The sequence below is a fragment of the Hyalangium gracile genome (assembly GCF_020103725.1).
Lineage (GTDB): Bacteria > Myxococcota > Myxococcia > Myxococcales > Myxococcaceae > Hyalangium > Hyalangium gracile.
In genome coordinates this window covers 337,964-359,801 of the sequence record NZ_JAHXBG010000005.1, presented here as the reverse complement: position 1 = coordinate 359,801, position 21,838 = coordinate 337,964, and the positions used below count along the sequence as shown (strand labels likewise).

Genomic DNA, 21,838 nt, shown 5'->3' with positions numbered 1-21,838 from the left:
GAGTGCCTCCCCCTTTGGCGTGGGTTTCGGGGACCGCCTGCCCCATATCTCGCAGACAGCAGCTAGGGAGAGCAGCAGTCCCCTCAGCGCGGAGTGACGCGCCCGCCGATCTCCGGGAAGCGCTCGTAGGCGCGCTTCAGCGCGTCCAGGTGGGCGGGGGTGTCGAGCTCGAGCGGTGCCTCCGTGAGCTGCACCACCCACCCGCCCGACGCCGTGCGCCGCGCCCGCGAGAGCAGCTCGGCGTCGCGCGCGGGGGCTGGGAATCCGATGGCGCGTGCGGCAGCGGCCGACCAATAGTTCAGCCACCCGAGGTAAGCGGGAATTTCAGGCGAGCGGATGTGCTCGAAGAGCTTCAGGGCGGGCAGCCCCCGGCGTGGGGACGGCGGCCCCTCCTGCGTGGGGGCTGTCTGATACGCGATGTCCACCGCAGCGGCGTATGGCGTCGCCTCCCCCCACAGCGCACACGCCCCCTCCGCCACGCCCTCGAGCACAGCCGCCGCCGACGCACTCACGCGCTCGTCCAGTGGCAGTTCCGCATGCACCTCAAACAGGGGCTGACCGCCTGGGCTGAAAAGCCCATCTCTTCCCCTCCCATTAATCGTCACGGGGTAGCTCTCATCCCCGTTACACAGGATAGGGAATTTCCCGTCCCGCGTCTTTTCTGCGAGCCACGCATCGCGCTGCGGCAATGCGATGGGGCGCCCGCTGTCGGAGAGCCGCCACTCCAGGCGCAAGCCGGAGAGCGCCTTTTCCATCCCATGGACGCTATCGAGCGTCCGCGGGTCATTGCCTACCAGAGCAGGCGCGTAGACGATGATGCCGAGGCTGCTTTGCGTCGTCATCGTTTGCACCCCGTGACGACGATATTGAGGGCGTCATCCAGTTGACTGAGTCAGGTGTGGCGAACGGGCTACTCCCCACGGAGAGGAACTCGGCGAGAGGCTACTCCTGACTGAGTCAGGAGTGGAGAACGGGCTGCTCCCCACTGAGTGGGGACTGGCGCGTGGCTACTCCTGACTGAGTCAGGAGTGGCGAACGGGCTGCTCCCCACTGAGTGGGGACCGGCTCCTCTCTAAGTCATCGGAATTACACCGGTTCCCCGGACCGTCTCCCAACGCGGACGAATCGTCCGTGTCAGCGGACGGTCCCTGGGGGTCAGTGGACCTCGCCCTGCGTGGAGCCCGAGGGAGCGTCCTCGGGGGCCACCGGCAGCAGGAGGCGGAAGGTGGTCCCCACGCCCGGGGTGCTGTTCACGGTCAGCTCGCCGCCCAGCCCTCGGACGATGTCGTGGCTGATGGACAGCCCCAGGCCCGTACCTTCTCCCACCGGCTTCGTGGTGAAGAAGGGCTCGAAGATGCGCTCGAGGTTCTCCACCGGGATGCCGCAACCGGTGTCGTGCACCTCCACCCGCACCATCGAGTCGCTGTGCTGGCGCGTCACCACCCGGATCTCGCCTCCCCCCGACTCGGGCAGGGCCTGGGCCGCGTTCACCAGCAGGTTCACGAAGACCTGGGAGAGCTGGACCGAGTTGGCCAGCACCTGCGGCAGCTCGGCGTAATCGCGCACCACGTTCCCCCGGCTGCGCAGCCGCCCCCACGCCAGCTGGACCGAGTTGTCCAGCACCTCGTGGAGGTCCATCGGCTGCGTGTTGACCGAGTCTCCCCGCGCGAGCGAGCGCAGGCTCTGCACGATGCCGCGCATGCGCTCGGCGCCCTCGCGCGCGTCGGTGATCGCCTCCATCATCTCGCCCAGGTCGCTCTGGGCGAGCTTCAGCCGGCGCAGCTCCTTCTCGATGTAGTGCAGGTTGCTCAGCACGAACGCCAGCGGGTTGTTGATCTCGTGCGCCACGCCCGCGGCCAGCATGCCCACCGCCGCCATCCGCTCGTTGAGCCGCAGGCGCAGCTCGTTCTCGCGGTGCTCGGTGATGTCTCGCACCATGACGGCCATGCACTCGCCCACCGCGCTGAGCTGGCGGCGGAACCACCGACGGCCGTGTCGCGGGAGCACCTGCTTCAGCTCCTCGTCATGGGGCTTGCCCGTCCGCCACACCTCCTGGCACAGCGGCGGCGGCGCGATGAAGGCCGCCTGGGGGAAGTCGGAGAGCAGGTGCCCCTCGGCCTGGCGCGCCGCGCAGCCCAGCAGCGCCTCGGCGTGCGTGTTCACGTGCAGCAGGCGCAGCCCCTCCGAATCGGCCCGGACGATGAAGAACGCATCGAAGCTGTTGCTCGACGCCGCGCGGAACAGCGCCTCGCTCTGGCTCCGGGCCGCCTCGCTGCGCCGGTGGTCCGACACATCCCGGCAGATGCCGAACAGCCCCGTCACCTGCCCATCCGCTCGCCGCAGCACGCCCTTCGTGGACAGCCACTCGCGCTGCACGCCCGCCAGCCACTCGCTCATCTCCGCGTGCAGCGTGCGCCCGGCCAGCAGCGTCTGGCGATCGAACTCCTGTGAGTTGCGCGCCTCCTCCAGCCCCAGCAGCTCGCAGTCCCTGCGGCCGAGGATCTCCTCGGCGGGACGGCCCAGGAAGCGTGCCCCCGCGCTGTTGATGTACGTGTAGCGACCCTGCAGATCCTTGGTGAAGATCGCGTCTGGCAGCTCCTCGGCCAGCGCCAGGAACAGATCGCGGTAGGGCAGCGCCTCCGCCTGCGCGGAGACTCGCTCCGGAGCCAAGGCCGGCACGGCCCGTACTCCCAGAGGATGCTCCGTCACGACTCCCTCCGGTAAGACAGGCACGGGCACGTTGCTCATGTAGAAATGTGTACTCTCGCCCCTGAATCACCGGGAGTCCGTGAAGTCCCGAGGGACCCCCATTCGTCGACCAACGTACGTTGTGCGGGAGCCATCGGTCGGCTGCCAGACGGGCAGGACGTTCGCGCGAAACGTTCTTCTGAAGTTGGATCTGCGAGAGGGTAGGCTGCTAGAGCACCCGTCCGCGCAGCTCGGGGCTGGGACGCTGGATGAGCTCCGTGGTCAGCAGCAGGTGGGACTCCACCGCCGTCGCCGCGCCCTCGAGCGCCGCCTCCACCATGTGCTGCTCTCCGGAGAGCACGAAGACGCCCTTGCCGCCGATGCCCCGAGCGAGCTGGAGCCGCTCCAGCACCACCTCGGCGCGTTTGAGCGCCACGTCCGCGCACAGCAGCGCCGCGGCCACCGTGTGCGTCTCGACGATGCCCACGCTCTCGCCGTCGATGCGGGAGAAGCGGCCCTGCAGGCCGTCCACCAGGCCCTGCGCGGCCATGGGCAGCAGCAGCTTGTCCAGCAGGGTGCGCCCGGCGGTCTCCACGCCGGCCTGGAAGGACTCCTGCACCTCCGCCACCTCGCCGGAGAAGAGCAGCAGGTACTTGCCCGGCGTCACCGCCTCCGCGAGCGACAGCGTCACCGCCGCGCGCTTCACCACCGCGTCGGCCACGACGTAGCCACGCGCGATGGAGTCCAGCTCCAGCAGCGCCAGCGCGGGGCCGGGAAGTGGCAGGGGCTCAGACAATGCGGAACGAGTCCTTGAGCGTGCAGCGCCGCTCGCGAGTGAAGTTCACCGCCGTGGTGAGCCCCTCTCCCGTCGGCGAGGCGATGGTGAAGGAGGTGTAGCCCTCGCCCGTCATCCCCAGCCCGGCGAAGGAGGGCCCGTTCTTCACGAAGATGGACGTGTTGATGAGCCGCGCCATCGTGCTGAGGTTGTCCAGGTTCGTCGAGTGCATCGTCGCGGTGTGCCCGAAGCCGTGCTCGGCCTGCACGGCGGCGGTGATGCAGTCCTCCACGTTGCGCATCCGCGCGAAGCCGATCACCGGCAGCAGCAGCTCCGCCTGGACGAAGGAGTGCGTCGGATCCACCTCCGCGAACAGCAGCCGCGTGCCCTTGGGCACCCGGATGCCGGCGGCCTCGGCGATCTTCTCCGCGTCCTTGCCCACCCAGTCCTTCACCGGGTGGCCGTCGTGCACCACCAGCTTCTCCAGCCGGTGGATGGCCGCGCCCGTCACCTCGAAGGCGCCGTGGCGCTCCATCCGCTGCTTGAGCTCGTCCGCGATGGAGGCCACCGCGAACACTTCCTTCTCCACGATGCAGACGATGTTGTTGTCCAGCGAGGCGCCGTCCACGATGTCCCGGGCCGCGCGATCCAGGTGCGCCGTCTCGTCCACCACCACCGGCGGGTTGCCCGGGCCGGCCGCGATGGCCCGCTTGCCCGAGTTCATCGCCGCGCGCACCACCGCTGGCCCGCCCGTCACCACCAGCAGCCGCACGTTCTTGTGCTTCATCAGCGCCTGCGCCGAGTCGATCGTCGGCTCGGCCAGCGCGCACAAGAGGTTCTCCGGCCCGCCCACCGAGACGATGGCCTCGTTGAGCAGCTGGATGTGGTGCGCGCTCACCTTCCTGGCGCTCGGGTGGACGTTGAACACCACCGCGTTGCCCCCGGCGATCATCCCGATGCCGTTGTTGATGATCGTCTCGGTGGGGTTGGTGGTCGGCGTGATGGAGCCGATGACGCCATAGGGCGCGCGCTCCAGCAGCGTCAGCCCGTGGTCGCCCGTGAAGGCGCGCGGCTGGAGGATCTCCGTGCCCGGCGTCTTGTTGGCGCACAGGAGGTTCTTCTTGATCTTGTCCTCCACGCGGCCCAGGCCCGTCTCCTTCACCGCCATCTCGGACAGCTCGCGGGCGGCGCGGCGAGTCGTCTCTCGCATGGCCTCGACGACGCGGTCGCGCATCTCCAGCGGAGCGTCGCTCCACTGCTCGAAGGCGGCGCGCGCGGCCTCGGTGGCGGCGTCCAGGTCGTCGAAGATGCCCTTGCGGCCGCGGTGGAAGGCGGCGGCCCGGCCCGTGGGCACGGGGGGCCTGGCCTCGGGCTGCAGGGGAGAGGTGCCGTAGCGGCGCTCGCTGCCACGCCGATCATCGGCATGGCCATGCGGCGGCAGCGCGGGGGCGGGCACCGGCTGGGGCAGCTCCGACAGCTCCTTGGAGAGCTTGCGGACCACCTGATCGACGATGGCGTCGATCTGCTTCGCGTCGAGGCTCATCGGCAAGGCTCCCGGCGGGGCAGGGCGCCCGCCGCTTCAATCACGAGGCGCGGGGCAGCGAGGGGGGCAGCTCGGAGCCCTCGTAGTAGATGCTGGCGGTCTCCTTGCCGTACACCACGAGGACCCGATCGCTCTGCGCCAGCAGGTCGCTCGTCTTCTCGGTGACCTTGCGGCCCAGGGAGTCGCCCTTGGTCTGGCTCTTGGGGGCCCGGACTTTCACGACTGGCATGGGGGTGCCTACTCCTTGACGTACTTCAGTGTTCCGCCCACTTCGAGCTGGTCGACGATGGCCATGACGGTCGCGTCGACGGGGCGGTCCTTCGTCACCTTCGTCTGCCGGGCGCTGGAGCCGGAGCAGTAGAGCACCACCTCGCCCACGCCCGCTCCCACCGCATCCACCGCCACCACCACCGGCCCGTTCACCTTGCCCTCCAGGTCCATGCCACGCAGGACGAGCAGCTTGAGGCCCTCGAGCTCCTCCTCCTTGCGGGTGGAGACCACCGTCCCCATGACCTTGCCCATCAGCATGCGTGGCTCCTGGCTGGCTCAGCGGGGCCCCCTCCGCGAGGGAGAGGGCGCCGTGGCTCAGGTGTTGTCGGCCTTGGCGGTGCCCTTGCGGCCCAGCGGCAGCACCATGTCCAGGTTGCCGTGCGGGCGCGGGATGACGTGCACGGAGACCAGCTCGCCCACGCGCTCGGCGCCACGGGCCCCGGCCTCGGTGGCCGCCTTCACCGCCGCCACGTCGCCGCGGATGATGGCCGTCACGTAGCCGCCGCCGATCTTCTCGTAGCCGACGAACTCCACCTTGGCCGCCTTCACCATCGCGTCCGCCGCTTCGACCATGCCGACGAAGCCCTTCGTTTCGATCAGCCCGAGTGCATCCGCCATCTGTTCGTTCCTCTCCGCTGTTGCGGTGAAACCACGTCACGCCGTCCCGCGAGGGTCCGGCCGAATCACTTGTCCTTGAAGGACGCCGGCTCCTTGCCGGTGATGCCCTTGAGCGCCGCCACCGCCGCCGCCGCCGCCGCGTCGATCTCCGCCTCGTCGCCCGCCATGTAGAGCCGGCCGAAGGCGCCGTACGGAGTGACGTCCACCAGCTTCACGTTGGCCGCCTTCTCCGCCTCGTTGGCAGCCAGCGCCGCGTACGCCGCGGGCTCGCACTCGAGGATGAAGAGCGACTGGCCCGGCTCGATCATCGAGCCGAAGCGGATCTTGTCGAGGATCATCGCGTGCATCGGCTCGATGCCGCGGATGATGGTGTTGGAGACCAGCTTCGGCTTGATGCGGTCCTCCTCCTTGGCCTCCAGGTGGGTGAGGATGGCGTCGCCGGCGCTGCGCACCTCGCCCTTGTCCTCGTGGTGCACCTCGAGCATGCCGTAGGCACGCTCCACCACCAGGGTGGCCGGGTGGACCCGCGTGCTCTTGAGCGCGGTGTCGATCAGCCCGTGGATGGCCATGCCGGGGGCGATCTCGACGAAGATCGACGCCACGTAGGGCACCGGGAAGTAGCCGCGGCACGTCGTACAGATGTGCGCGGCAAGCTGCGGCTGCAGTGAGTCGAGGAAGACGAACGCCCGGAGCGACGTGGCCAAAAAACCCTCCCGGTACAGCCGGTAGAGGGTGCCTGCTATAGCCAACCCAACACTTCGTTGACAAGCGCCGTCTGGAGTGGCGGTAAAGGTAGCATGTCACGCCAACTGCTCGCGTTTTCCCTGCTGTTCGGACTCTCCACGGCTGCCTGGGCACAAGCGGAGGACGCCGCCCCGCTGTCGGGGGACCCCTCGGCGCCCACCTTCCATCAGGGCGGCAGGACGCCCGTCTGGCTGCCGCGCGGGGCGTTCCTGGGCACCTACCTGAGGCGGGGGATGGTGACGCCCCAGCCGCGCCTCCAGTGGCAGGTCACCTTCTTCGAGAAGCGCAAGGACGCGCTGGTGTTCGTGGCGGAGGGGGGCATCGGGTACGCGGTGGCGCGGCCGGGCACGGCCCTGGAAGGGTTCGACGTGCCGGTCGACTCCTTCTATGAGCACACGGCCCAGGTGGGGATGGGCTACCGTAACCAGAGTCCCGATGGCATTCACTGGGGGTTCCAAGTGACGGGAGGACCTCTCTGGTATGGCGCCCACATGACCAATGTGGACGACGAGCGCTACTCCGCCGGGCTGGTGGAGGGGCGGTTCCACCTGGGCTACCAGCTCGGTTCCACCGTGCTGGGGGTGAGCGTCGGGTATGGCGAGCCCTTCAGCTACCGCAAGCGCAGCGTGGCCCGGCTGTTCGCGGGGGGGGTACTCGTGGGGTTCTTCGCGGACTGGCGCTGACCCCGGCAGGTCGCCTATGACCGCGTGGCCGCTCAGAGGACGTGGAGGGTCAACCTTGCCAGGTCTTCGCGTGGCTGCGTAACGTGCGGAGTCATCCCTCGGAGTTACGGGAGTGTCGCAGTGGCATTGACCACAGAAGCGTTCGGTTTGACGGATGTCGGCCGCAAGCGCCAGCACAACGAAGATTCGATGCTGGTGGATCCGCAGTTGGGCCTCTACATCGTCGCTGACGGTATGGGCGGCCACGCCGCGGGAGAGGTCGCCAGTGCTCGGGCGACCGAGGTGGTCAAGCAGCACATCACCGCCAACAAGCACCTGCTCAAGGACCTGGCGACCAACCCGTCGCAGGACAGCCGGGCGGCGGCGGCGGCGCTGGTGGAGGTGGCCATCCAGCGGGCGTGCGCCGACATCTACCGGATGGCGATGTCGGACGCGGCCAAGCGGGGCATGGGCACCACGTTCGTGTGCCTGGCGCTCAGCGGCAACAAGGGCGTCATCGGCCACGTGGGTGACTCGCGCGTGTACCTGGTGCGGCACGGCCAGTGTCACCGGCTCACGGAGGACCACACGCTGGTGGCCGCGCAGCTCAAGGCCGGCACCATCACCAAGGAGCAGGCGGCCAGCTCCCAGTACCGCAACGTCATCACCCGCGCGGTCGGCATCCAGGAGTCCGTGCAGGTGGACACCCTGATCGTCGACCTGATGCCGGGGGACGTCTTCATCCTCTGCTCGGACGGCCTGCACGGCTACGTCGAGGACGAGGAGTACCTGCCGATGGTGGGCACGGTGGCGGCGCCGGACCTGCCCAAGAAGCTCATCGACACGGCCAACGAGCGCGGCGGCAAGGACAACATCACCGCGGTGGTGGTGAAGGTGGCCGGCGACGGCGCGGTGGCCAGCGAGGAGACGAGCGAGGCGCAGTCGCGCATGGAGGCGCTGCGGAAGATCCCGCTCTTCCGCCACCTCACGTACAAGGAGCAGACGGCGGTGCTGTCCATCGCCACCACGCGCACCTTCCCCGCGGGGCGGGAGATCGTCGTGGAGGGCCAGCCGGGCGAGGAGCTGTTCGTCGTCATCCGCGGCCGGGTGGTGATCGAGAAGAACGGCGTGGAGATCGCGGAGCTGCGCGCCGGCGGGCACTTCGGAGAGATGGGGCTCATCGACAACGCGCCGCGCTCGGCGACGGTGCGCGCCACCGAGCCCACGCGGACGATGGTCATCTCCCGGCCGGACCTGATGAGCCTGATGAAGCGCGAGTCCATCCTCGCGGTGAAGATGCTCTGGAGCTTCGTGCAGGTGCTGTCGGACCGGCTGCGCGCGACGAACTCGGAGCTCAGCGAGGCGCGCCAGGAGCTGGCGGTGGCGCAGTCCGTCCAGCCCTTCGCCGAGGAGTGAGCCCGGCCCCGGGTGCGGCGAGGCCGGGCCCCGGGCGCCTCACGCGGGCTGGGCCTTGGGCTTGGCCGTGGCCTGCTTGCGGGCCACGAAGGCCGTGATGCGGGCCAGCGAGTCCAGGTTCTCCGGCACCACCTCGAGATCGTCGATGGCGATGCCGAACTCGCCCTCGAGGAAGGTGATGAGCTCCAGCACTCCCGTCGAGTCGATGAGCCCCGAGTCGAGCAGGGAGGTGTTCTCGTCCAGGGCGAAGTCCTCGCCCGGGTAGAACTGGGTGGTGATGAACTGCCACAGCACGCGTTGGATCTCCATGGCCCTGTCCTCCTCCTTCAGCTCAGGTCTGTCTTCTTGATCTTCCCGGTGCTCGTCTTCGGCAGGCTGGGCACGAGCTGGATGTAGCGAGGCACCGCGTGGGGCTCCAGGGCGCGCAGGCACTCGCGCTGGAGATCCTTCTCGGTGAGGCTGGCGCCCTGCTCGAGCACCACGAACGCCTTCACGGCCTGGCCGAGCGTCGCATCCGGCACGCCGATGACGGCCGTCTCCTTCACGCCCGGGATGTTCATCAGGGTGGACTCCACCTCCTTGGGCGCCACCTTCTCGCCGCGGGACTTGATGATGTCGTCCATGCGCGCCACGAAGTAGACGTAGCCCTCCTCGTCCATCCGGCACAGGTCCCCGGTGTAGAGGACGTACTCGCCCGGCAGCGGGCCCGGCTTGAGCCGCTCGGCGGTGGCGGCGGGCTTCTCCCAGTAGCCGCGCATCACCGTGGCGCCGCGCACGACGAGCTGGCCGATCTGCCCCGGCTCCAGGCGCTGGCCGTTCTCGTCCACCACCCACACCTCGGTGTTGGGGATGGGGATGCCCACGCTGGTGGGCTTGCGGTCGAGATCCTCGGGCGGCAGGTACGTGCAGCGCTTGCACTCGGTGAGCCCGTACATGGAGTAGACGCGGCTCTGGGGGAACAGCTCGCGGATCATCCGGATGTGCTTGAGCGAGAGCGCCGCGGCGGTGTTCGTCACGAAGCGCAGCCGGGAGAAGTCCTGGCCCCACAGGCCCTTCATCTCCGCGAGGATGGAGAAGATGGTGGGCACCGCGGGGAAGCCCGTCACGCCCTCCTGCACCAGCTTGAGGAGCACCCGGGCGGGGAAGGCGAAGGAGCGCTCCAGCACCAGCCGGCCGCCCACGCGCGCGGTGAGGATGACCTGGTAGAGCCCGTAGTCGAACGCGAGCGGCAGCACGTTGAGCACCACGTCGTCCTCCACCATCCGCAGGTAGGTGGAGATGGAGGTGGCGGCGGTGAGCATGTTGCGGTGGGTGAGCATCACCCCCTTGGGCTCGCCGGTGCTGCCGGAGGTGTAGATGATGGCGGCCAGGTCCACGTCGAGGCAGCGGCGCGGCGGCGGGGCGGAGGACGTCTCGTCGGCGAGCGCCTTCTCCCAGGGGGTGATCGCCGCCATGCCGTCCATCAGGGGGGAGGGCGTGTTGCCCGCGATGAGGGCGGTGCGCAGGTGGCAGGTGCGCGTCATGGCGGGGAGGAACTCGGAGGCCAGGCGCCCCTCGGAGATGAGCGCCGTCGCGCGGCAGTCGTTGAGGTAGTAGGCCAGCTTGTCGGCCCGCGTCAGCGGGCTCACCATCACCACCACCGCGTTGGCCTTCAGCACCGCCCAGAAGGAGATGACCGCCTCGGCGGTGTTCTCCGCGAAGACGATGACGCGGTCGCCTCGGACCACGCCGCGCCGCTGCAGGGCGTGCGCCAGGGCGTTGGAGCGCTGATCCAGGTCCGCGTAGGTGAAGCGCTGGTCTCCACAGACGAGCGCCACCTTGTTCGGCAGGCGCCGCGCGGAGTGGAGGAGGAAGTCGTGCAGCAGGGGAATGGCAGGGTTCATGGTAGGGCCCTCAGAGGGTGAGGCAGCAGGTCCGTCAGGGAGTCGGTGCTCTGGGTGGGGCTCCACTCGGGAGCCCGGCGCACGAGCTGGAAGTGGAGCAGCTGGGTGGACACCACGCCGACCAGCGCCATGTTGTCCGCGTTGGACAGCGGCCGCTGGTCGCCCTGGGCCAGGCACTTGCGCCACAGCTGCTCCACCGCGCGGGGCTCGAACAGCCCGCTGTCGGTGAGCGCGTGCTCGGAGAGCAGCTCCTCCACCCACTCTCGCGCGGAGGGCTCCACGAAGCACATGGCGTCCGGCGCGCGGTAGGGCTGCTTCTTGCGCCGCAGGATGGCGGGCGGGAGCAGCTCCCGGCTCGCGCGCTTGAGCACGTGCTTCTCGTCCAGTCCTCGCAGCTTGAAGGAGGGGGGCAGGGAGGCGGCCAGCGCCATCACGCTGGCATCCAGGAAGGGGAAGCGCCCCTCCACGGAGTGCGCCATGAGCACCCGGTCTCCCTGCGCGGCCAGCAGGTAGCCGGACAGCAGGGTGCGCATCTCCAGGTACTGGTCCTGCGAGAGGGGCTGCCAGCGGTGGAACTCCGCCGGGAGCGAGCTCCGCAGGCGCTCGATGGCGTCCAGGCCCTGCAGGGCCTCTCGCAGGCTGGCGCTGAAGAGGCGCTTGAGCGCGGACGTCGTGTGCCAGCGCGGCTCGTGCGAGAAGCCCGGCTCGCGCCAGCGCGCGAGGTTGCGCCCGAAGAAGCGCTGCGCCATGGCCCGCTCGGAGACGGGCGAACGCGTCAGGTAGGGGTAGAGCCGCGCCAGCAGCCGGGGCCGCAGCGTGGAGTCGGGCTGCCGCGCCCAGAAGCGGCGCACCTTCGCCTCACGGAAGAGATCGTAGCCGGCGAACACCTCGTCGGCGCCCTCGCCGGTGAGCACCACCTTGAGCCCCGAGTCCCTCACCAGCCCTGACAGCAGGTACAGGGGAACGGGCGCGGTGCGCAGCAGGGGGCGCTCCGCGTGGGCGATCACCCGTGGGAAGGCCTGGGCGATGTCCGAGCGAGACACCAGCAGCTCCTGGTGCTCGCTGCCGATCCTCCGGGCCACCATCCGCTGGTACTCCGTCTCGTCGTACTCCGCGTCGGTGAAGCGCAGCGAGAAGGTATGGAAGCGCCCGGCCACCATCTGCCGGCCCAGCGCCGCCACCAGCGAGCTGTCCAGGCCGCCCGAGAGGTAGCTGCCCACGGGCACGTCCGCTCGCGTCACCTGGAGCCGCACCGCGTTCCGCAGGGCCTGCCCCACGGCCTCGGCGGCCTCGGCGACGGAGCCCTGGAATTGCTCCACCTCGGGCGGGAAGCGGGGCCGCCAGTGGCAAAGCTCCCTGACCTGGCCCGCCTGGTAGAGGCGCGTGTGGCCGGGCTCCAGCTCGGTGACGCCGCGGAACACGGTCCTCGGGGCAACGGCCGTCCAGAAGGTGAACGTCTCATCCAGCCCCACGGGGTCCAGCTCGCGCGGCAGGGAAGGCTCGCCGGCGAAGAGCGCCTTCACCTCGCTGGCCAGGTAGAGATGGTGTCCGTGGACGCAGAGGTAGAGGGGCCGGATGCCCAGTGGATCCCGCGACACCACGAGCCTGCGCTCGCGCGAGTCCCACAGCGCCACCGCCCACTGCCCGTCGAAGCGCTCGAAGGCCTCCGGGCCCCAGCGCTCGTAGGCCTGCAGCACCACCTCGGTGTCGCAGCGTGTCCGGAAGGTGTGGCCCTGCGCCTCCAACTCCTCGCGCAGCTCCACGTGGTTGAAGATCTCCCCGTTGAAGACGAGCCACACCGTGCCCTCGACGTTGCCCAGCGGCTGCTGCCCTCGCTCCGGGTCCACGATGGCCAGCCGGGTGTGGGCCAGGCCGACGCGCGTGTCCCGGAAGATGCCGGAGGCATCCGGCCCCCGGTGGTGCAGCGCGGACGCCATCCGATTGAGCTGCTCGATGGACGGCGGCGCCAGCCCCTCCTCGAGCGCGAACACTCCCGCGATGCCGCACATGCTCAGGCCTCCCGGACCGGCTGGACGAGCAGGGGAGGCTCGTGCAGGTAGCGGGTGGAGCGCCGCTTGGCCTCGATGTCCCGGTAGACCGCGGCCACCTGCGGCACCGTCAGATCGAGCGCCCGGGCGACCTCCTCCTCCGGCAGGCCGTGGTCATGGGCGAAGAGGCACAGATCCATCCGCCCGTACGGCAGGGAGAAGTAGAACTCCTCCTGGGTCTGCGGCAGCGAGAAGGTGTCCGTGGTGGGCGGACGGCTGCGCACCTCCTCCGGGATGCCCAGGCACTCGGCCAGCGCGTACACCTGGGTCTTGTACAGGTGCGCGATGGGCTTGAGGTCCGCCGCGCCATCCCCCTGCTTCACGAAGAAGCCCTGGTCGTACTCCAGCCGGTTGGGGGTCCCCGCCACCGCGCGATGCAGGCGATCGGCGTGGTAGTACTCCAGCATCTTGCGCAGGCGCTGCTTGAAGTTGGTGGCCGCCACCAGCTGCAGGTAGGCGCTCGGCGGCAGCCGGCCCGTGCGCTGCTGGCCGTCCGGGCTCTGCACGGTGAGCTGGAAGACGTTGAGGCGCTCGCCGTCGAGGACCGGCGGCAGGCTCAGCTTGCAGCGCCAGCCCTCGCCGTACTCGGGGAAGACCTGGCGGATGGCCTCCTCCTGGCGCCGGTAGCAGTTCACGCCATGGAGGGCCGGGGTGATGTCCTCCACCAGCGACTCCACGCCCAGGGTGCTGGCCACGAGCCGGCCCAGGCGGAGCGCGTCCTCCGAGCTGTCGCGCTCGGGCATGAAGAGCGCCAGCACCTTGTTCGGCCCGAGCGCGCGGACGCACAGCGCGGCGACCACCGCGCTGTCCACTCCGCCGGACAGGCCCACCACGAGGCCTCGGCGGCGCAGGGTGCCGAGCACCTGGGTTCGGATGGATTGGGCGATCTGCTCCACGACCGCTGGAGCGTCGATGGCGAGCATCTGGGAAGACAGCATGGGAGACCTCCTCAACGGGAGTGGCTTTCCTGGGATGGGAGCTCGGCGGCGACCCAGAGCTCGGTGGCCGGATCCGAGGCGCTCGCGGGCGGTGGCGCGTCCGGGGCGAGCACCTGCGGGTCGAGTTCGAAGAGATCGGGCTGCTCACCGGGGCTGACCTCGTTGCGCCCGGGCAGGGGCATCCTGGACGGAGGCCGGTGCTGGGAGCGGGGCCGGGGCGCGCGCTCGCGATCCACCGGGGAGACCTGCCTCCCCGTCTCCCGCTCGTACTCCGCCACGGGATCCGCGGGGGTTCGCACGACACGCGCCGGGATGCCGAAGACGACGGTGCCCGCCGGCACGTCGCGCATCACCACCGAGTTGGCGCCCACCACGGCGAAGTCACCGATGCGGACCGGGCCCAGGATGCGAGCACCCGTGCCGATGCGCACGTAGTCCCCGATGGTGGGCGCGCCCTCGAGTCCGCGCATGCCGCCGATGGAGATGAACTGCGACAGGATGCAGTGGTGGCCGATGCGCGCCTTGGGGTGGATGAAGACGCCGATGCCGCCGTAGCCGAGCGTCGTGTGCTCGCCAATCTCCGCCTCCGCCGGGAGATAGGCGCTGTAGAGCACGAGCCCCAGCTTGCGAACGAGCCGGGAGGCCAGCGGCATACGATAGCCGGCCAGCCGCCGGCTCAGGCTCCACAGTGACAGTGCATTCATGACCGAATCCCCCCACGACGCGGGCAAGGTAGGGGGGACGCCCTCGGATCAAAACCGCCCTGAGGGAGGCGGCCTTGGTTCGCGGGCTCACAGATCGGCCAGCGCTGGCTACTCCGGCGTGCGGCTCACCGAGTTGAGGGGAGCCGCTGGCGCTCCCGGGCACCGGCTCTGCTGCTTCGCGAGCGCCAGCTCCTCCGGCGTCGCCTTGAGCCACTTCTCCACGGCGGAGAGCTGCGTCCGGAACTCATGACTGCTGGCGCTCTCCTCGATCAGGCGCTTGTCTTTCGAGGAGAGCGACCAGCTCAGGGGCGCATTCTTGTCGAGCTCGAAGGCCACGGTGGTGAAGAAGCAGGACTCCTCCGCGTTGAACTCGCTCTGGAGCAGGCCGATCAGCTCGTCGTTCCGGAAGGACATGCTCGCGTTCCGGGCGCTCAGCACGGCCTCGGGGGGCGAGGTGAGGCCCGCGAGGGCCTGGTGCAGCCACGAGGGCGTCTTGTTCAGGAGCACCTGCGTGCGCCGGCCGTTCTCCAGCTGGTCCCGGATCTGGATCAACAGCACACCGGAGGTGCACTCGCGCAGCCACTGGCTGTGCTCCTTGATCCACATGGCGAGCAGGTCCACGCCGTAGTTGTCGTAGTAGCCCGCGTCGACCACGCGCACGCGAGGAATGGTGGGGAGCTGGGCCGCGGGGCTGACGTATGGGAACGAGGCGCTCATCCGCGCCGCGGTGGCCACGCTCAGGCCCTTCTGCCGCTGGGGGAAGAGCTGGAAGAGCTGGATGCCCGAGAGCGACAGGGGCGAGCCCGCCGGATCATTGCCGCTGGCGCTCAGCGTGCTCGCCTTGACCCTCACCAGCGTGGAGAGATCCAGGTTGCTCACGAGCAGACGCCGCCCGTCCTCGATGATCATCGGCGAGTAGATGAGCGAGGGGCGCCATCCCGCCTCTTCACCGGGCTTGAGATCGGCGAAGTCTCGCTTCAGCACGTCGCGCGAGTGCTTGATCCACGCCTGCTCCAGCGCGTGGCCGCGCCCCTTGTCGAAGGGCAGGAGCATGGACAGCGCCACGGGCGAGAGGCTGTCCTGCTCCATGGCTCGGGAGAGGTTCGCCGACAGGCTGGGCCGATCCCTGGACTCCATCGACGCCACCCATAGCCCCGCGCCGACCATGCCTCCCGAGGCGCCCGAGACCAGGCGCACGTAGCGGGAGAACCCGTCGATGTTCTCCAGCTCCTCGAGCGTGCGCGCCGTCCACAGCGCCGCGCGGATGCCTCCGCCGCTGGTGGCGAGCAGGGCGAGCCGGGGCCTGGGGCCTGGAGCGCACTTCGTCACCCCCGCCTCCGTCGGTGGACCGAGCGGGCCGGGAGGCGCCTCGCGCATCTGCTTCAGCCACGCGCTCAGCGTGTCATCGTCCGACAGCAGCCTGGCCTCCGCCGCGGTGGCCAGGCTGCTGTCCGCGTACGCGGGAGGCGGCGCTTCTTGCAGCAGCTGCCAGTAGACGGCCTCGTCACTGCCCACGCGGGCCACCAGGAGCAGGGCGGCGGCCGCGGCGAGCAGCGCTCCGGGGGTGTGGATGGGGAAGAAGAAGTGCACCGCGCCATAGATGGCGGTGAGGATGCCCAGCAGCGCGCAGATGACGACGGCCGGAGTGGCCCAGGTGGCTTGCTCCCGCGAGGCCAGCCAGGCCAGGCCGAAGTAGCTGAGCACGTAGAGCGCGGCGAAGCCCAGCTGCAGCAGGTGCAGCACGGGGATCCGCGTCGGATAGTGCCGGGTGAGCAGCCCGACGGAGCTCTGGAGCCACCGCCAGCGCTGACGGCCGGCGAGGTACCGCCGGCGCAGCGTCTCCGCCACCAGGAGCAGGCACACCAGCGGGATGCCAATGGCCACGAATACTCCGGCCGCGAAGGCGTAGCGCTCAGTCCGCAGGGGAGGGATGACGAGCAGGGCCACTCCCAGCGGATACGTGAGCGTGCCGAAGAAGTACCAGGTGACGCTGGGGGACGTGCCCCACGGCTTCGAGCCCCGGCGCGCGATGGCCCAGCGCTCGTCCGAGTCGAGCAGGTAGCCGATGAAGCACACCTCCGCCAGGAGCAGCGCGGTGAAGAACCCCGCATAGAAGGAGGTCTTCGCGTCCTCGGCGAGGAAGAGGCGGGGCAGCCCCATCGCTTCGAACTGGCCCCAGACGCACAGCAGCGGCAGCGCCGTGAAGAGGAGCAGGAGCGGGTAGCGGCCCAGCCACTCCAGGATGGGGCGCAGCGGCTGCACGGTCCGGCCGCGAGACCAGAGCCGGTACCAGGCCCGCAGCCTGCTCATGAAGCGATGCACCGCCGGTGTCCTCATGTGTCCCCTCCGGGCCTCGGCCCGGGCGAGCCTGCTCGGGAATGGTACTCCGTTCGAGGAGGTCGCAGGTAGGTCCACACGCCACTCGCTCCCATGGCTGCCTACGCATGCAGTGAAGTGCGCAGAGCGGCGAGTCGTCGTGTTTCGTGCACCGACAGTGCGGCTCTCGGCGGTGCGTATCATCTGGACGACGGCACGCACCGTCTGCGTGCAGGCAGCCATTCCGGCAGCGCTACAGGTTGACCATCCATGTGAGCCCAGGACAACGGGCGGGTGCTGGCATGGCTGGATCGGGTCGCGTGTGGAAGGGCTCCTCGCTTTCGTCGGAGACCCTGGTGGTGCTGGTGGCGTGTGTGGGCGTGCTGGGCGGGCGGGCGGCGTGGGCTCAGGCTCCAGGCGAGGAGGGGGCCGCTGACGGCGTGCTCTCGGAGGAGCAGCTCGAGGAGCTGCTCGACGTGCCCGCCGCGCAGCCTTTCGATGGAGAGCTCGAGGAGGTGACGTTCGGGCTGGAGCAGCTCGCTCCCTACTTCGCGCAGGGCACGCTCGCGCAGGCCCGGGCGGAGTTCGATCGCGGTCGCTATCGCCGCGCGCGGGCGCTCCTCGACAAGGAGGAGGCCACGCTCCCGGTCCGCTTCCTGAAGGCCCAGAGCGCCTTCCACCTGCGGGACTTCGCCACGGCGGCCGAGGAGTTCGCGGCGCTCGCGGAGGACTACGTGCCGCTGCGCGACCACTGCCTGCTGCGCGCCGCCCAGGCCAACGAGCAGCTGCGCAAGCTGGAGCAGGCGGCCACCCAGTACCAGGCGATCAGCGAGCTCTCCACGCTGTACCCGGAGGCGCGCTTCAACCTGGCGCGGGTGCTGGAGCGCCGGCGCAACATCGACGGGGCGCTGGCCGCGCTGTCCGAGCTCATCGAGAGCCGCAAGGCGCGCGGGCCGGACTCCATCCGGATGCAGGCCTTGATGAAGACGTGCGATCTGGCGCGCAAGCAGGGCAAGTACAACGTGGAGCACAAGGCGCTGCTCGAGGTGTGGGCCACCAGCCCGCTGTCTCGCGAGGCGGAGCGGGCCCGGCAGCGGCTGCGGGGGCTGCCGGTGCCCCTCAAGTGGAAGGTGCGCCGCGCCGACGCGCTGCTGGATCTGCACCGCAACGCCGCGGCGATGGCGCAGCTGGATGGGGTGCTGCCGCACCTGACGCTGCCCGACCCGCTGGCCTGCAACGCGCGCCTCATCTATGGCGAGGCCCTGCGCAAGGAGCGGCTGCACCGCCGGGCCATCCAGATGCTCACTCCGGTGGTGCAGCAGTGCGATCTGCCGGACGTGAGGCCCCAGGCGCTGTTCCTGCTGGGCTACTCCCAGTCGGTGATGGATCCGGAGGACGCCATCACCACCTATGACACGCTCGCGCGGGACTATCCGGAGCACGGCTACGCCGACGATGCCCTCTTCTTCGAGGCGTGGATCCTCCAGCGGCGGGGGCAGCTGGACACCGCCCTGGCGCGGTACGAGGAGCTGGCCCAGCGCTACCCGGCGGGCAACTTCGCCTCCGAGGCGCTCTTCCGGGCGTTCTGGCTCCACCAGCGCCGGGGCGAGCGCGCGGCCGCGCTGGCGGCGCTGCAGGCCGTGGAGAAGCTGCCGCAGGCGGCTCGGACGGATGAGGCGCTCTGGCGCGCGCGGTACTGGCACGCGCGGGTGATGGAGACCCAGAGCCAGGTGGATGCGGCGCTCGCCAGCTACGAGCACATCGCCAACGAGCGCCCCGCCATCTGGTACGGGATGCTGGCTCGCTCGCGGCTGGCGCTGCTGGCTCCCGGGCGGCTGGTTCGCGCGGTGCCGGTGTCCCAGACGGTGCCTGTCTCCGCGGTGGAGTCCGCCTTGGCGACCGCAACGGATCCCAGCGTGGTGTGGCCGCTGCCGATGGGGCGGCTCGCGAAGGATCCGCACTTCGCGGCGGGCGTGGAGCTGATGCGGCTGGGCATGCGCGGCGCGGTGGATGAGCTGCTCGCGGTGGATCAGCGCGGGCTGCCGGAGAAGCCGGGGCGGTTGCTCTACCAGGTGATGCAGCACACGGGGCGGGGCTGGGCGGCGCGCAAGGTGGCCCGCTCCGCGCTGCGGAACGAGGTGAGCGGTCCGCTGAGCCCCTCCTCCCGGCCCATCTGGGAGGCCACCTGGCCGCTCGCGTTCCGCTCGATCATCGAGCGCCACGCCAAGGCCAACCGCCTGGATCCGGATCTGCTGCAGGGCCTCATCTGGCAGGAGAGCCGCTTCAACCCGCGGGCCCGCTCGTCGTCAGGGGCGCTCGGGCTCACCCAGCTCATGCCGGCGACGGCGCGCGATGTGGCGGCCGCGCTCAAGCTGCCGGCGATGGGGGAGCAGAAGCTGCTGGAGCCCGCCGAGAACGTGCGCCTGGGCGCGGCCTACCTGGGCTCGCTCCTCAAGCACTTCGGGGGGAACACCGCGTATGCGGTGGCCGCCTACAACGCGGGCCCTCGGGCCGTGGAGCGCTGGCACAAGGCGCTGCCGCAGGCGGAGGTGGACGAGTGGGTGGAGCACATCGCCTTCGACGAGACGCGCGACTACGTGAAGAAGGTGCTGGGTAGCTACACCGCCTACAAGCTGCTCTACACGACGCAGTCACCGCTGGTGCAGATCACCTCCACGAGCGCCGGCAAGGGCACGGGGCTGGCGGCGCGCGAGGCGGAGGCGGGCGCTGTGTCCACCTCTCCTCGGAGGTAGGTCCGAGAGGGCAGGAACTCCAGTTGCTACAGGGGGTGCACGTCTGTACAGTGCGCGACCCCATGAAGCCTGAGAAGGAAGAGGGGGCTTTCACGGGAGCCCGACGCATCCCGTGGTCCGGGCCTCGCGGGCTCGACGCCGTGCTGCAAGGCTGGCGCGCCGACCGGCAGCTGTGGCCCTGCTTCGCGCTGGATGAGGTGACGCCGGCTCGGGAGGGCGTCTACGCCCCCATCCCCGAGGACGCGGCGCCCGGCGTGCGGCAGGCGCTCCAGAAGCGCGGCATCGAGCAGCTCTTCTCCCATCAGGCCGAGGCCTTCCGGCTGGCGCGCGCCGGGCAGAACCTGGTCATCGCCACGCCCACGGCCTCGGGCAAGAGCCTCTGCTACAACCTGCCGCTGCTGGAGCGCTTCGCTCGCGAGCCCCAGGCGCGCGCCCTCTACCTCTTCCCCACCAAGGCGCTCTCCCGGGATCAGGAAGAGTCCCTGCGCGTGCTGCTGCGCGAGGCGGGGCTGGAGCACGGCGCCATCACCTTCGATGGAGACACCCCGGGCGACGCGCGCCGGGCCGCCCGTGAGCGCAGCGGCGTGCTGCTCACCAACCCGGACATGCTGCACACGGGCATCCTCCCGCACCACGCCAACTGGGCGCGGCTCTTCTCCAACCTGCGCTACGTCGTCATCGACGAGCTGCACACCTACCGCGGCGTCTTCGGCTCGCACCTGGCCAACGTGCTGCGCCGGCTCCAGCGCGTGGCGCGCTTCCACGGCTCGTCGCCCGTCTTCATCTTCGCCTCGGCCACCATCGGCAACCCGAAGGCGCACGCCGAGCGGATGCTGGGCCGGCCCGTGGAGCTCGTCTCCGAGAGCGGCGCCCCCTCCGGCGAGCGCCGGGTCATGGTCTACAACCCGCCCGTGGTGAACGCGGAGCTGGGCATCCGCGCCAGCTACCTCAAGAGCGCGGTGCGGCTGGTGGCCGACCTGGTGCGCTCCAACGTGTCCACGCTGCTGTTCGGCCAGTCGCGAAACTCGGTGGAGGTGATGCTCAAGTACCTCCGGGATCGCTTCGTCGAGGAGAAGCTGGACCCCGCGCTCATCCAGGGCTACCGCGGCGGCTATCTGCCGGGCACCCGCCGGGCCACCGAGGCCGCCCTGCGCGCCGGAGAGGTGCGCTGCGTGGTGGCCACCAACGCGCTGGAGCTGGGCATCGACATCGGCTCGCTGGACGCGGTGGTGTGCGCGGGCTATCCGGGCTCGGTGGCCGCGCTCTGGCAGCGCTTCGGCCGGGCGGGGCGGCGCGGCGCGGGGAGCCTGGCGCTCCTGGTCACCTCCAGTGCTCCGCTGGATCAGTACCTCGCGGCCGATCCGCGCCACCTCATCGGCGCGCCGGTGGAGCACGCGCGCATCGATCCGGACAACGTGGAGATCCTCGTCCAGCACCTCAAGTGCGCCGCGTTCGAGCTGCCCTTCGAGGAGGGAGACACCTTCGGGGACGTGCCCGCCGAGGCCACCACGGACGCGCTCGGGTTCCTCACGCAGCACCAGGTGGTGCACTCGGCCCCCGGGCCCGAGGGCCGCCAGGTGTTCCACTGGTCGGCGGACGCGTACCCGGCCAACCACGTCTCCCTGCGCAGCGTGGGCTGGGACAACGTGGTCATCATCGAGCTGGGCACGGACCGGACGCTGGCGGAGATGGACTTCCGCTCGGCGCACACCATGCTGCACGAGCAGGCCATCTACCAGCACGAGGCCGAGCAGTATCAGGTGGAGCGGTTCGACTACGAGAACCACAAGGCCTACGTGCGCAAGGTGGCGCCGGACTACTTCACCGACGCGATGACGTACGTCCGGGTGAACGTCATCCAGAGCGATCAGGAGGCGCCCATGGGCCCGGACCTGCGCTCGGGCTTCGGCGAGGTGAGCGTCATCGAGAAGGTGGTGGGCTACAAGAAGATCAAGTTCCACACCCACGAGAACGTCGGCTACGGCGACGTGAACCTGCCCGAGATGCAGATGCACACCACGTCGCTCTGGCTCACCGTGCCGGAGACGGTGGTGCGCTCCATGAACGCGCCGCGCCCGGCCGTCATCGACGCGCTGCGCGGGCTCGCCAACGCGCTGCGGACCGTGGCCTGCGTGGGGCTGATGATCGATCCCAGGGATGTGGGCAAGACGCTCGGGAGCAAGGACGACGCCGACGGTCCTCCTCGCAAGGATGGGGCGGTGGGGTTCGATCCGACGATCTTCCTCTATGACAACGTGCCGGGCGGGGTAGGGCTGGCGGCGCGGCTGTTCGACCAGCGGCAGGAGCTGCTGTGGCGCGCGCAGCGGCTCCTGGAGGCGTGCTCGTGCGAGGACGGCTGTCCCGCCTGCATCGGTCCGGCCGCGGGCACGCTGCCTGGAGGCGTGCGGGCCGAGCCTCATCCGCGCAAGGCCCTGGGCCTGGAGCTCCTGTCGGCGCTCGGGGTGAGGACGCAGTAGGCG

General features: G+C 70.1%; 18 protein-coding genes. 4 read left to right on the top strand and 14 right to left on the bottom strand.

The window, feature by feature from the left end:
* Window positions 1-83: 83 nt before the first annotated feature.
* The 8 genes from KY572_RS12255 to KY572_RS12220 all read right to left on the bottom strand — a co-directional run bounded on the left by KY572_RS12255 (window position 84) and on the right by KY572_RS12220 (window position 6,598).
* Window positions 84-842 carry a DUF5953 family protein gene (locus KY572_RS12255; protein WP_224242756.1) on the bottom strand — a complete coding sequence of 253 codons (759 nt, stop codon included), beginning with the start codon at window positions 840-842 and terminating at the stop codon, window positions 84-86.
* A 313-nt stretch (window positions 843-1,155) separates the two neighbouring features.
* A complete protein-coding gene (locus KY572_RS12250; protein ID WP_224242755.1) occupies window positions 1,156-2,709 on the bottom strand; it encodes a PAS domain-containing sensor histidine kinase in 1,554 nt (517 codons plus the stop codon).
* 208 nt (window positions 2,710-2,917) lie between these two features.
* The gene (locus KY572_RS12245) at window positions 2,918-3,484 is read right to left on the bottom strand and encodes a BMC domain-containing protein (RefSeq protein ID WP_224242754.1); all 567 of its coding nucleotides are present in this window, start codon (window positions 3,482-3,484) and stop codon (window positions 2,918-2,920) included.
* Complete coding sequence (locus tag KY572_RS12240) at window positions 3,477-5,006, bottom strand: aldehyde dehydrogenase family protein (protein WP_224242753.1); 1,530 nt, start codon at window positions 5,004-5,006, stop codon at window positions 3,477-3,479. Before KY572_RS12240 ends, KY572_RS12245 begins: the two co-directional genes overlap by 8 nt.
* A 40-nt stretch (window positions 5,007-5,046) precedes the next feature.
* Window positions 5,047-5,235, bottom strand: a complete 189-nt coding sequence (locus KY572_RS12235; RefSeq protein ID WP_224242752.1) for a hypothetical protein — start codon at window positions 5,233-5,235, stop codon at window positions 5,047-5,049.
* 8 nt (window positions 5,236-5,243) lie between these two features.
* Window positions 5,244-5,534 carry a EutN/CcmL family microcompartment protein gene (locus KY572_RS12230; RefSeq protein WP_224242751.1) on the bottom strand — a complete coding sequence of 97 codons (291 nt, stop codon included), beginning with the start codon at window positions 5,532-5,534 and terminating at the stop codon, window positions 5,244-5,246.
* Between the two features lie 57 nt (window positions 5,535-5,591).
* Window positions 5,592-5,894: an ethanolamine utilization microcompartment protein EutM gene (gene eutM, locus KY572_RS12225; protein ID WP_224242750.1), complete on the bottom strand. Its 303-nt coding sequence runs from the start codon at window positions 5,892-5,894 to the stop codon at window positions 5,592-5,594.
* 65 nt (window positions 5,895-5,959) lie between these two features.
* Window positions 5,960-6,598 (bottom strand): BMC domain-containing protein, encoded by a 639-nt coding sequence (locus tag KY572_RS12220; RefSeq protein ID WP_224242749.1) that lies wholly within the window; start codon window positions 6,596-6,598, stop codon window positions 5,960-5,962.
* Window positions 6,599-6,691: 93 nt separating this feature from the next.
* On the opposite strand from KY572_RS12220, the gene KY572_RS12215 reads away from it, so the two are divergent.
* The gene (locus KY572_RS12215) at window positions 6,692-7,321 is read left to right on the top strand and encodes a hypothetical protein (RefSeq protein WP_224242748.1); all 630 of its coding nucleotides are present in this window, start codon (window positions 6,692-6,694) and stop codon (window positions 7,319-7,321) included.
* Between the two features lie 120 nt (window positions 7,322-7,441).
* The gene (locus KY572_RS12210) at window positions 7,442-8,716 is read left to right on the top strand and encodes a Stp1/IreP family PP2C-type Ser/Thr phosphatase (protein ID WP_224242747.1); all 1,275 of its coding nucleotides are present in this window, start codon (window positions 7,442-7,444) and stop codon (window positions 8,714-8,716) included.
* A gap of 39 nt (window positions 8,717-8,755) precedes the next feature.
* Here the strand turns inward: KY572_RS12210 and KY572_RS12205 are convergent, their stop codons facing one another.
* The 6 genes from KY572_RS12205 to KY572_RS12180 all read right to left on the bottom strand — a co-directional run bounded on the left by KY572_RS12205 (window position 8,756) and on the right by KY572_RS12180 (window position 16,626).
* The gene (locus KY572_RS12205; protein ID WP_224242746.1) at window positions 8,756-9,025 is read right to left on the bottom strand and encodes an acyl carrier protein; all 270 of its coding nucleotides are present in this window, start codon (window positions 9,023-9,025) and stop codon (window positions 8,756-8,758) included.
* A 17-nt stretch (window positions 9,026-9,042) separates the two neighbouring features.
* On the bottom strand, window positions 9,043-10,599 hold the full coding sequence (locus KY572_RS12200) for a class I adenylate-forming enzyme family protein (protein ID WP_224242745.1): 1,557 nt from the start codon (window positions 10,597-10,599) through the stop codon (window positions 9,043-9,045).
* On the bottom strand, window positions 10,596-12,608 hold the full coding sequence (gene asnB / locus KY572_RS12195) for an asparagine synthase (glutamine-hydrolyzing) (RefSeq protein ID WP_224242744.1): 2,013 nt from the start codon (window positions 12,606-12,608) through the stop codon (window positions 10,596-10,598). Before asnB ends, KY572_RS12200 begins: the two co-directional genes overlap by 4 nt.
* A gap of 2 nt (window positions 12,609-12,610) precedes the next feature.
* Window positions 12,611-13,585 carry an NAD(+) synthase gene (gene nadE, locus KY572_RS12190; protein WP_224242743.1) on the bottom strand — a complete coding sequence of 325 codons (975 nt, stop codon included), beginning with the start codon at window positions 13,583-13,585 and terminating at the stop codon, window positions 12,611-12,613.
* A gap of 11 nt (window positions 13,586-13,596) precedes the next feature.
* On the bottom strand, window positions 13,597-14,289 hold the full coding sequence (locus tag KY572_RS12185; RefSeq protein ID WP_224242742.1) for a serine acetyltransferase: 693 nt from the start codon (window positions 14,287-14,289) through the stop codon (window positions 13,597-13,599).
* A 108-nt stretch (window positions 14,290-14,397) separates the two neighbouring features.
* Window positions 14,398-16,626, bottom strand: coding sequence for a patatin-like phospholipase family protein (locus KY572_RS12180; RefSeq protein WP_224242741.1), 2,229 nt, complete (start codon window positions 16,624-16,626; stop codon window positions 14,398-14,400).
* Window positions 16,627-16,907: 281 nt separating this feature from the next.
* Here KY572_RS12180 and KY572_RS12175 point away from each other — a divergent pair, with 281 nt between their 5' ends.
* Together KY572_RS12175 and KY572_RS12170 are read left to right on the top strand one after the other, a co-directional pair.
* Window positions 16,908-19,358 carry a lytic transglycosylase domain-containing protein gene (locus KY572_RS12175; RefSeq protein ID WP_224242740.1) on the top strand — a complete coding sequence of 817 codons (2,451 nt, stop codon included), beginning with the start codon at window positions 16,908-16,910 and terminating at the stop codon, window positions 19,356-19,358.
* 62 nt (window positions 19,359-19,420) lie between these two features.
* Entirely contained in the window at window positions 19,421-21,835 is a 2,415-nt protein-coding gene (locus tag KY572_RS12170; protein ID WP_224242739.1) for a DEAD/DEAH box helicase, read from the top strand.
* Window positions 21,836-21,838 lie beyond the last annotated feature (3 nt).

Excerpts from the sequence above, each read along its gene's own strand:
- KY572_RS12255 (WP_224242756.1), bottom strand. The coding sequence starts at position 842 with ATGACGACGCAAAGCAGCCTCGGCATCATCGTCTACGCGCCTGCTCTG.
- KY572_RS12240 (WP_224242753.1), bottom strand. The coding sequence starts at position 5,006 with ATGAGCCTCGACGCGAAGCAGATCGACGCCATCGTCGATCAGGTGGTC.
- KY572_RS12235 (WP_224242752.1), bottom strand. The coding sequence starts at position 5,235 with ATGCCAGTCGTGAAAGTCCGGGCCCCCAAGAGCCAGACCAAGGGCGAC.
- KY572_RS12230 (WP_224242751.1), bottom strand. The coding sequence starts at position 5,534 with ATGCTGATGGGCAAGGTCATGGGGACGGTGGTCTCCACCCGCAAGGAG.
- eutM (WP_224242750.1), bottom strand. The coding sequence starts at position 5,894 with ATGGCGGATGCACTCGGGCTGATCGAAACGAAGGGCTTCGTCGGCATG.
- KY572_RS12215 (WP_224242748.1), top strand. The coding sequence starts at position 6,692 with ATGTCACGCCAACTGCTCGCGTTTTCCCTGCTGTTCGGACTCTCCACG.
- KY572_RS12205 (WP_224242746.1), bottom strand. The coding sequence starts at position 9,025 with ATGGAGATCCAACGCGTGCTGTGGCAGTTCATCACCACCCAGTTCTAC.
- KY572_RS12200 (WP_224242745.1), bottom strand. The coding sequence starts at position 10,599 with ATGAACCCTGCCATTCCCCTGCTGCACGACTTCCTCCTCCACTCCGCG.
- asnB (WP_224242744.1), bottom strand. The coding sequence starts at position 12,608 with ATGTGCGGCATCGCGGGAGTGTTCGCGCTCGAGGAGGGGCTGGCGCCG.
- nadE (WP_224242743.1), bottom strand. The coding sequence starts at position 13,585 with ATGCTGTCTTCCCAGATGCTCGCCATCGACGCTCCAGCGGTCGTGGAG.
- KY572_RS12185 (WP_224242742.1), bottom strand. The coding sequence starts at position 14,289 with ATGAATGCACTGTCACTGTGGAGCCTGAGCCGGCGGCTGGCCGGCTAT.
- KY572_RS12180 (WP_224242741.1), bottom strand. The coding sequence starts at position 16,626 with ATGAGGACACCGGCGGTGCATCGCTTCATGAGCAGGCTGCGGGCCTGG.
- KY572_RS12175 (WP_224242740.1), top strand. The coding sequence starts at position 16,908 with ATGGCTGGATCGGGTCGCGTGTGGAAGGGCTCCTCGCTTTCGTCGGAG.
- KY572_RS12170 (WP_224242739.1), top strand. The coding sequence starts at position 19,421 with ATGAAGCCTGAGAAGGAAGAGGGGGCTTTCACGGGAGCCCGACGCATC.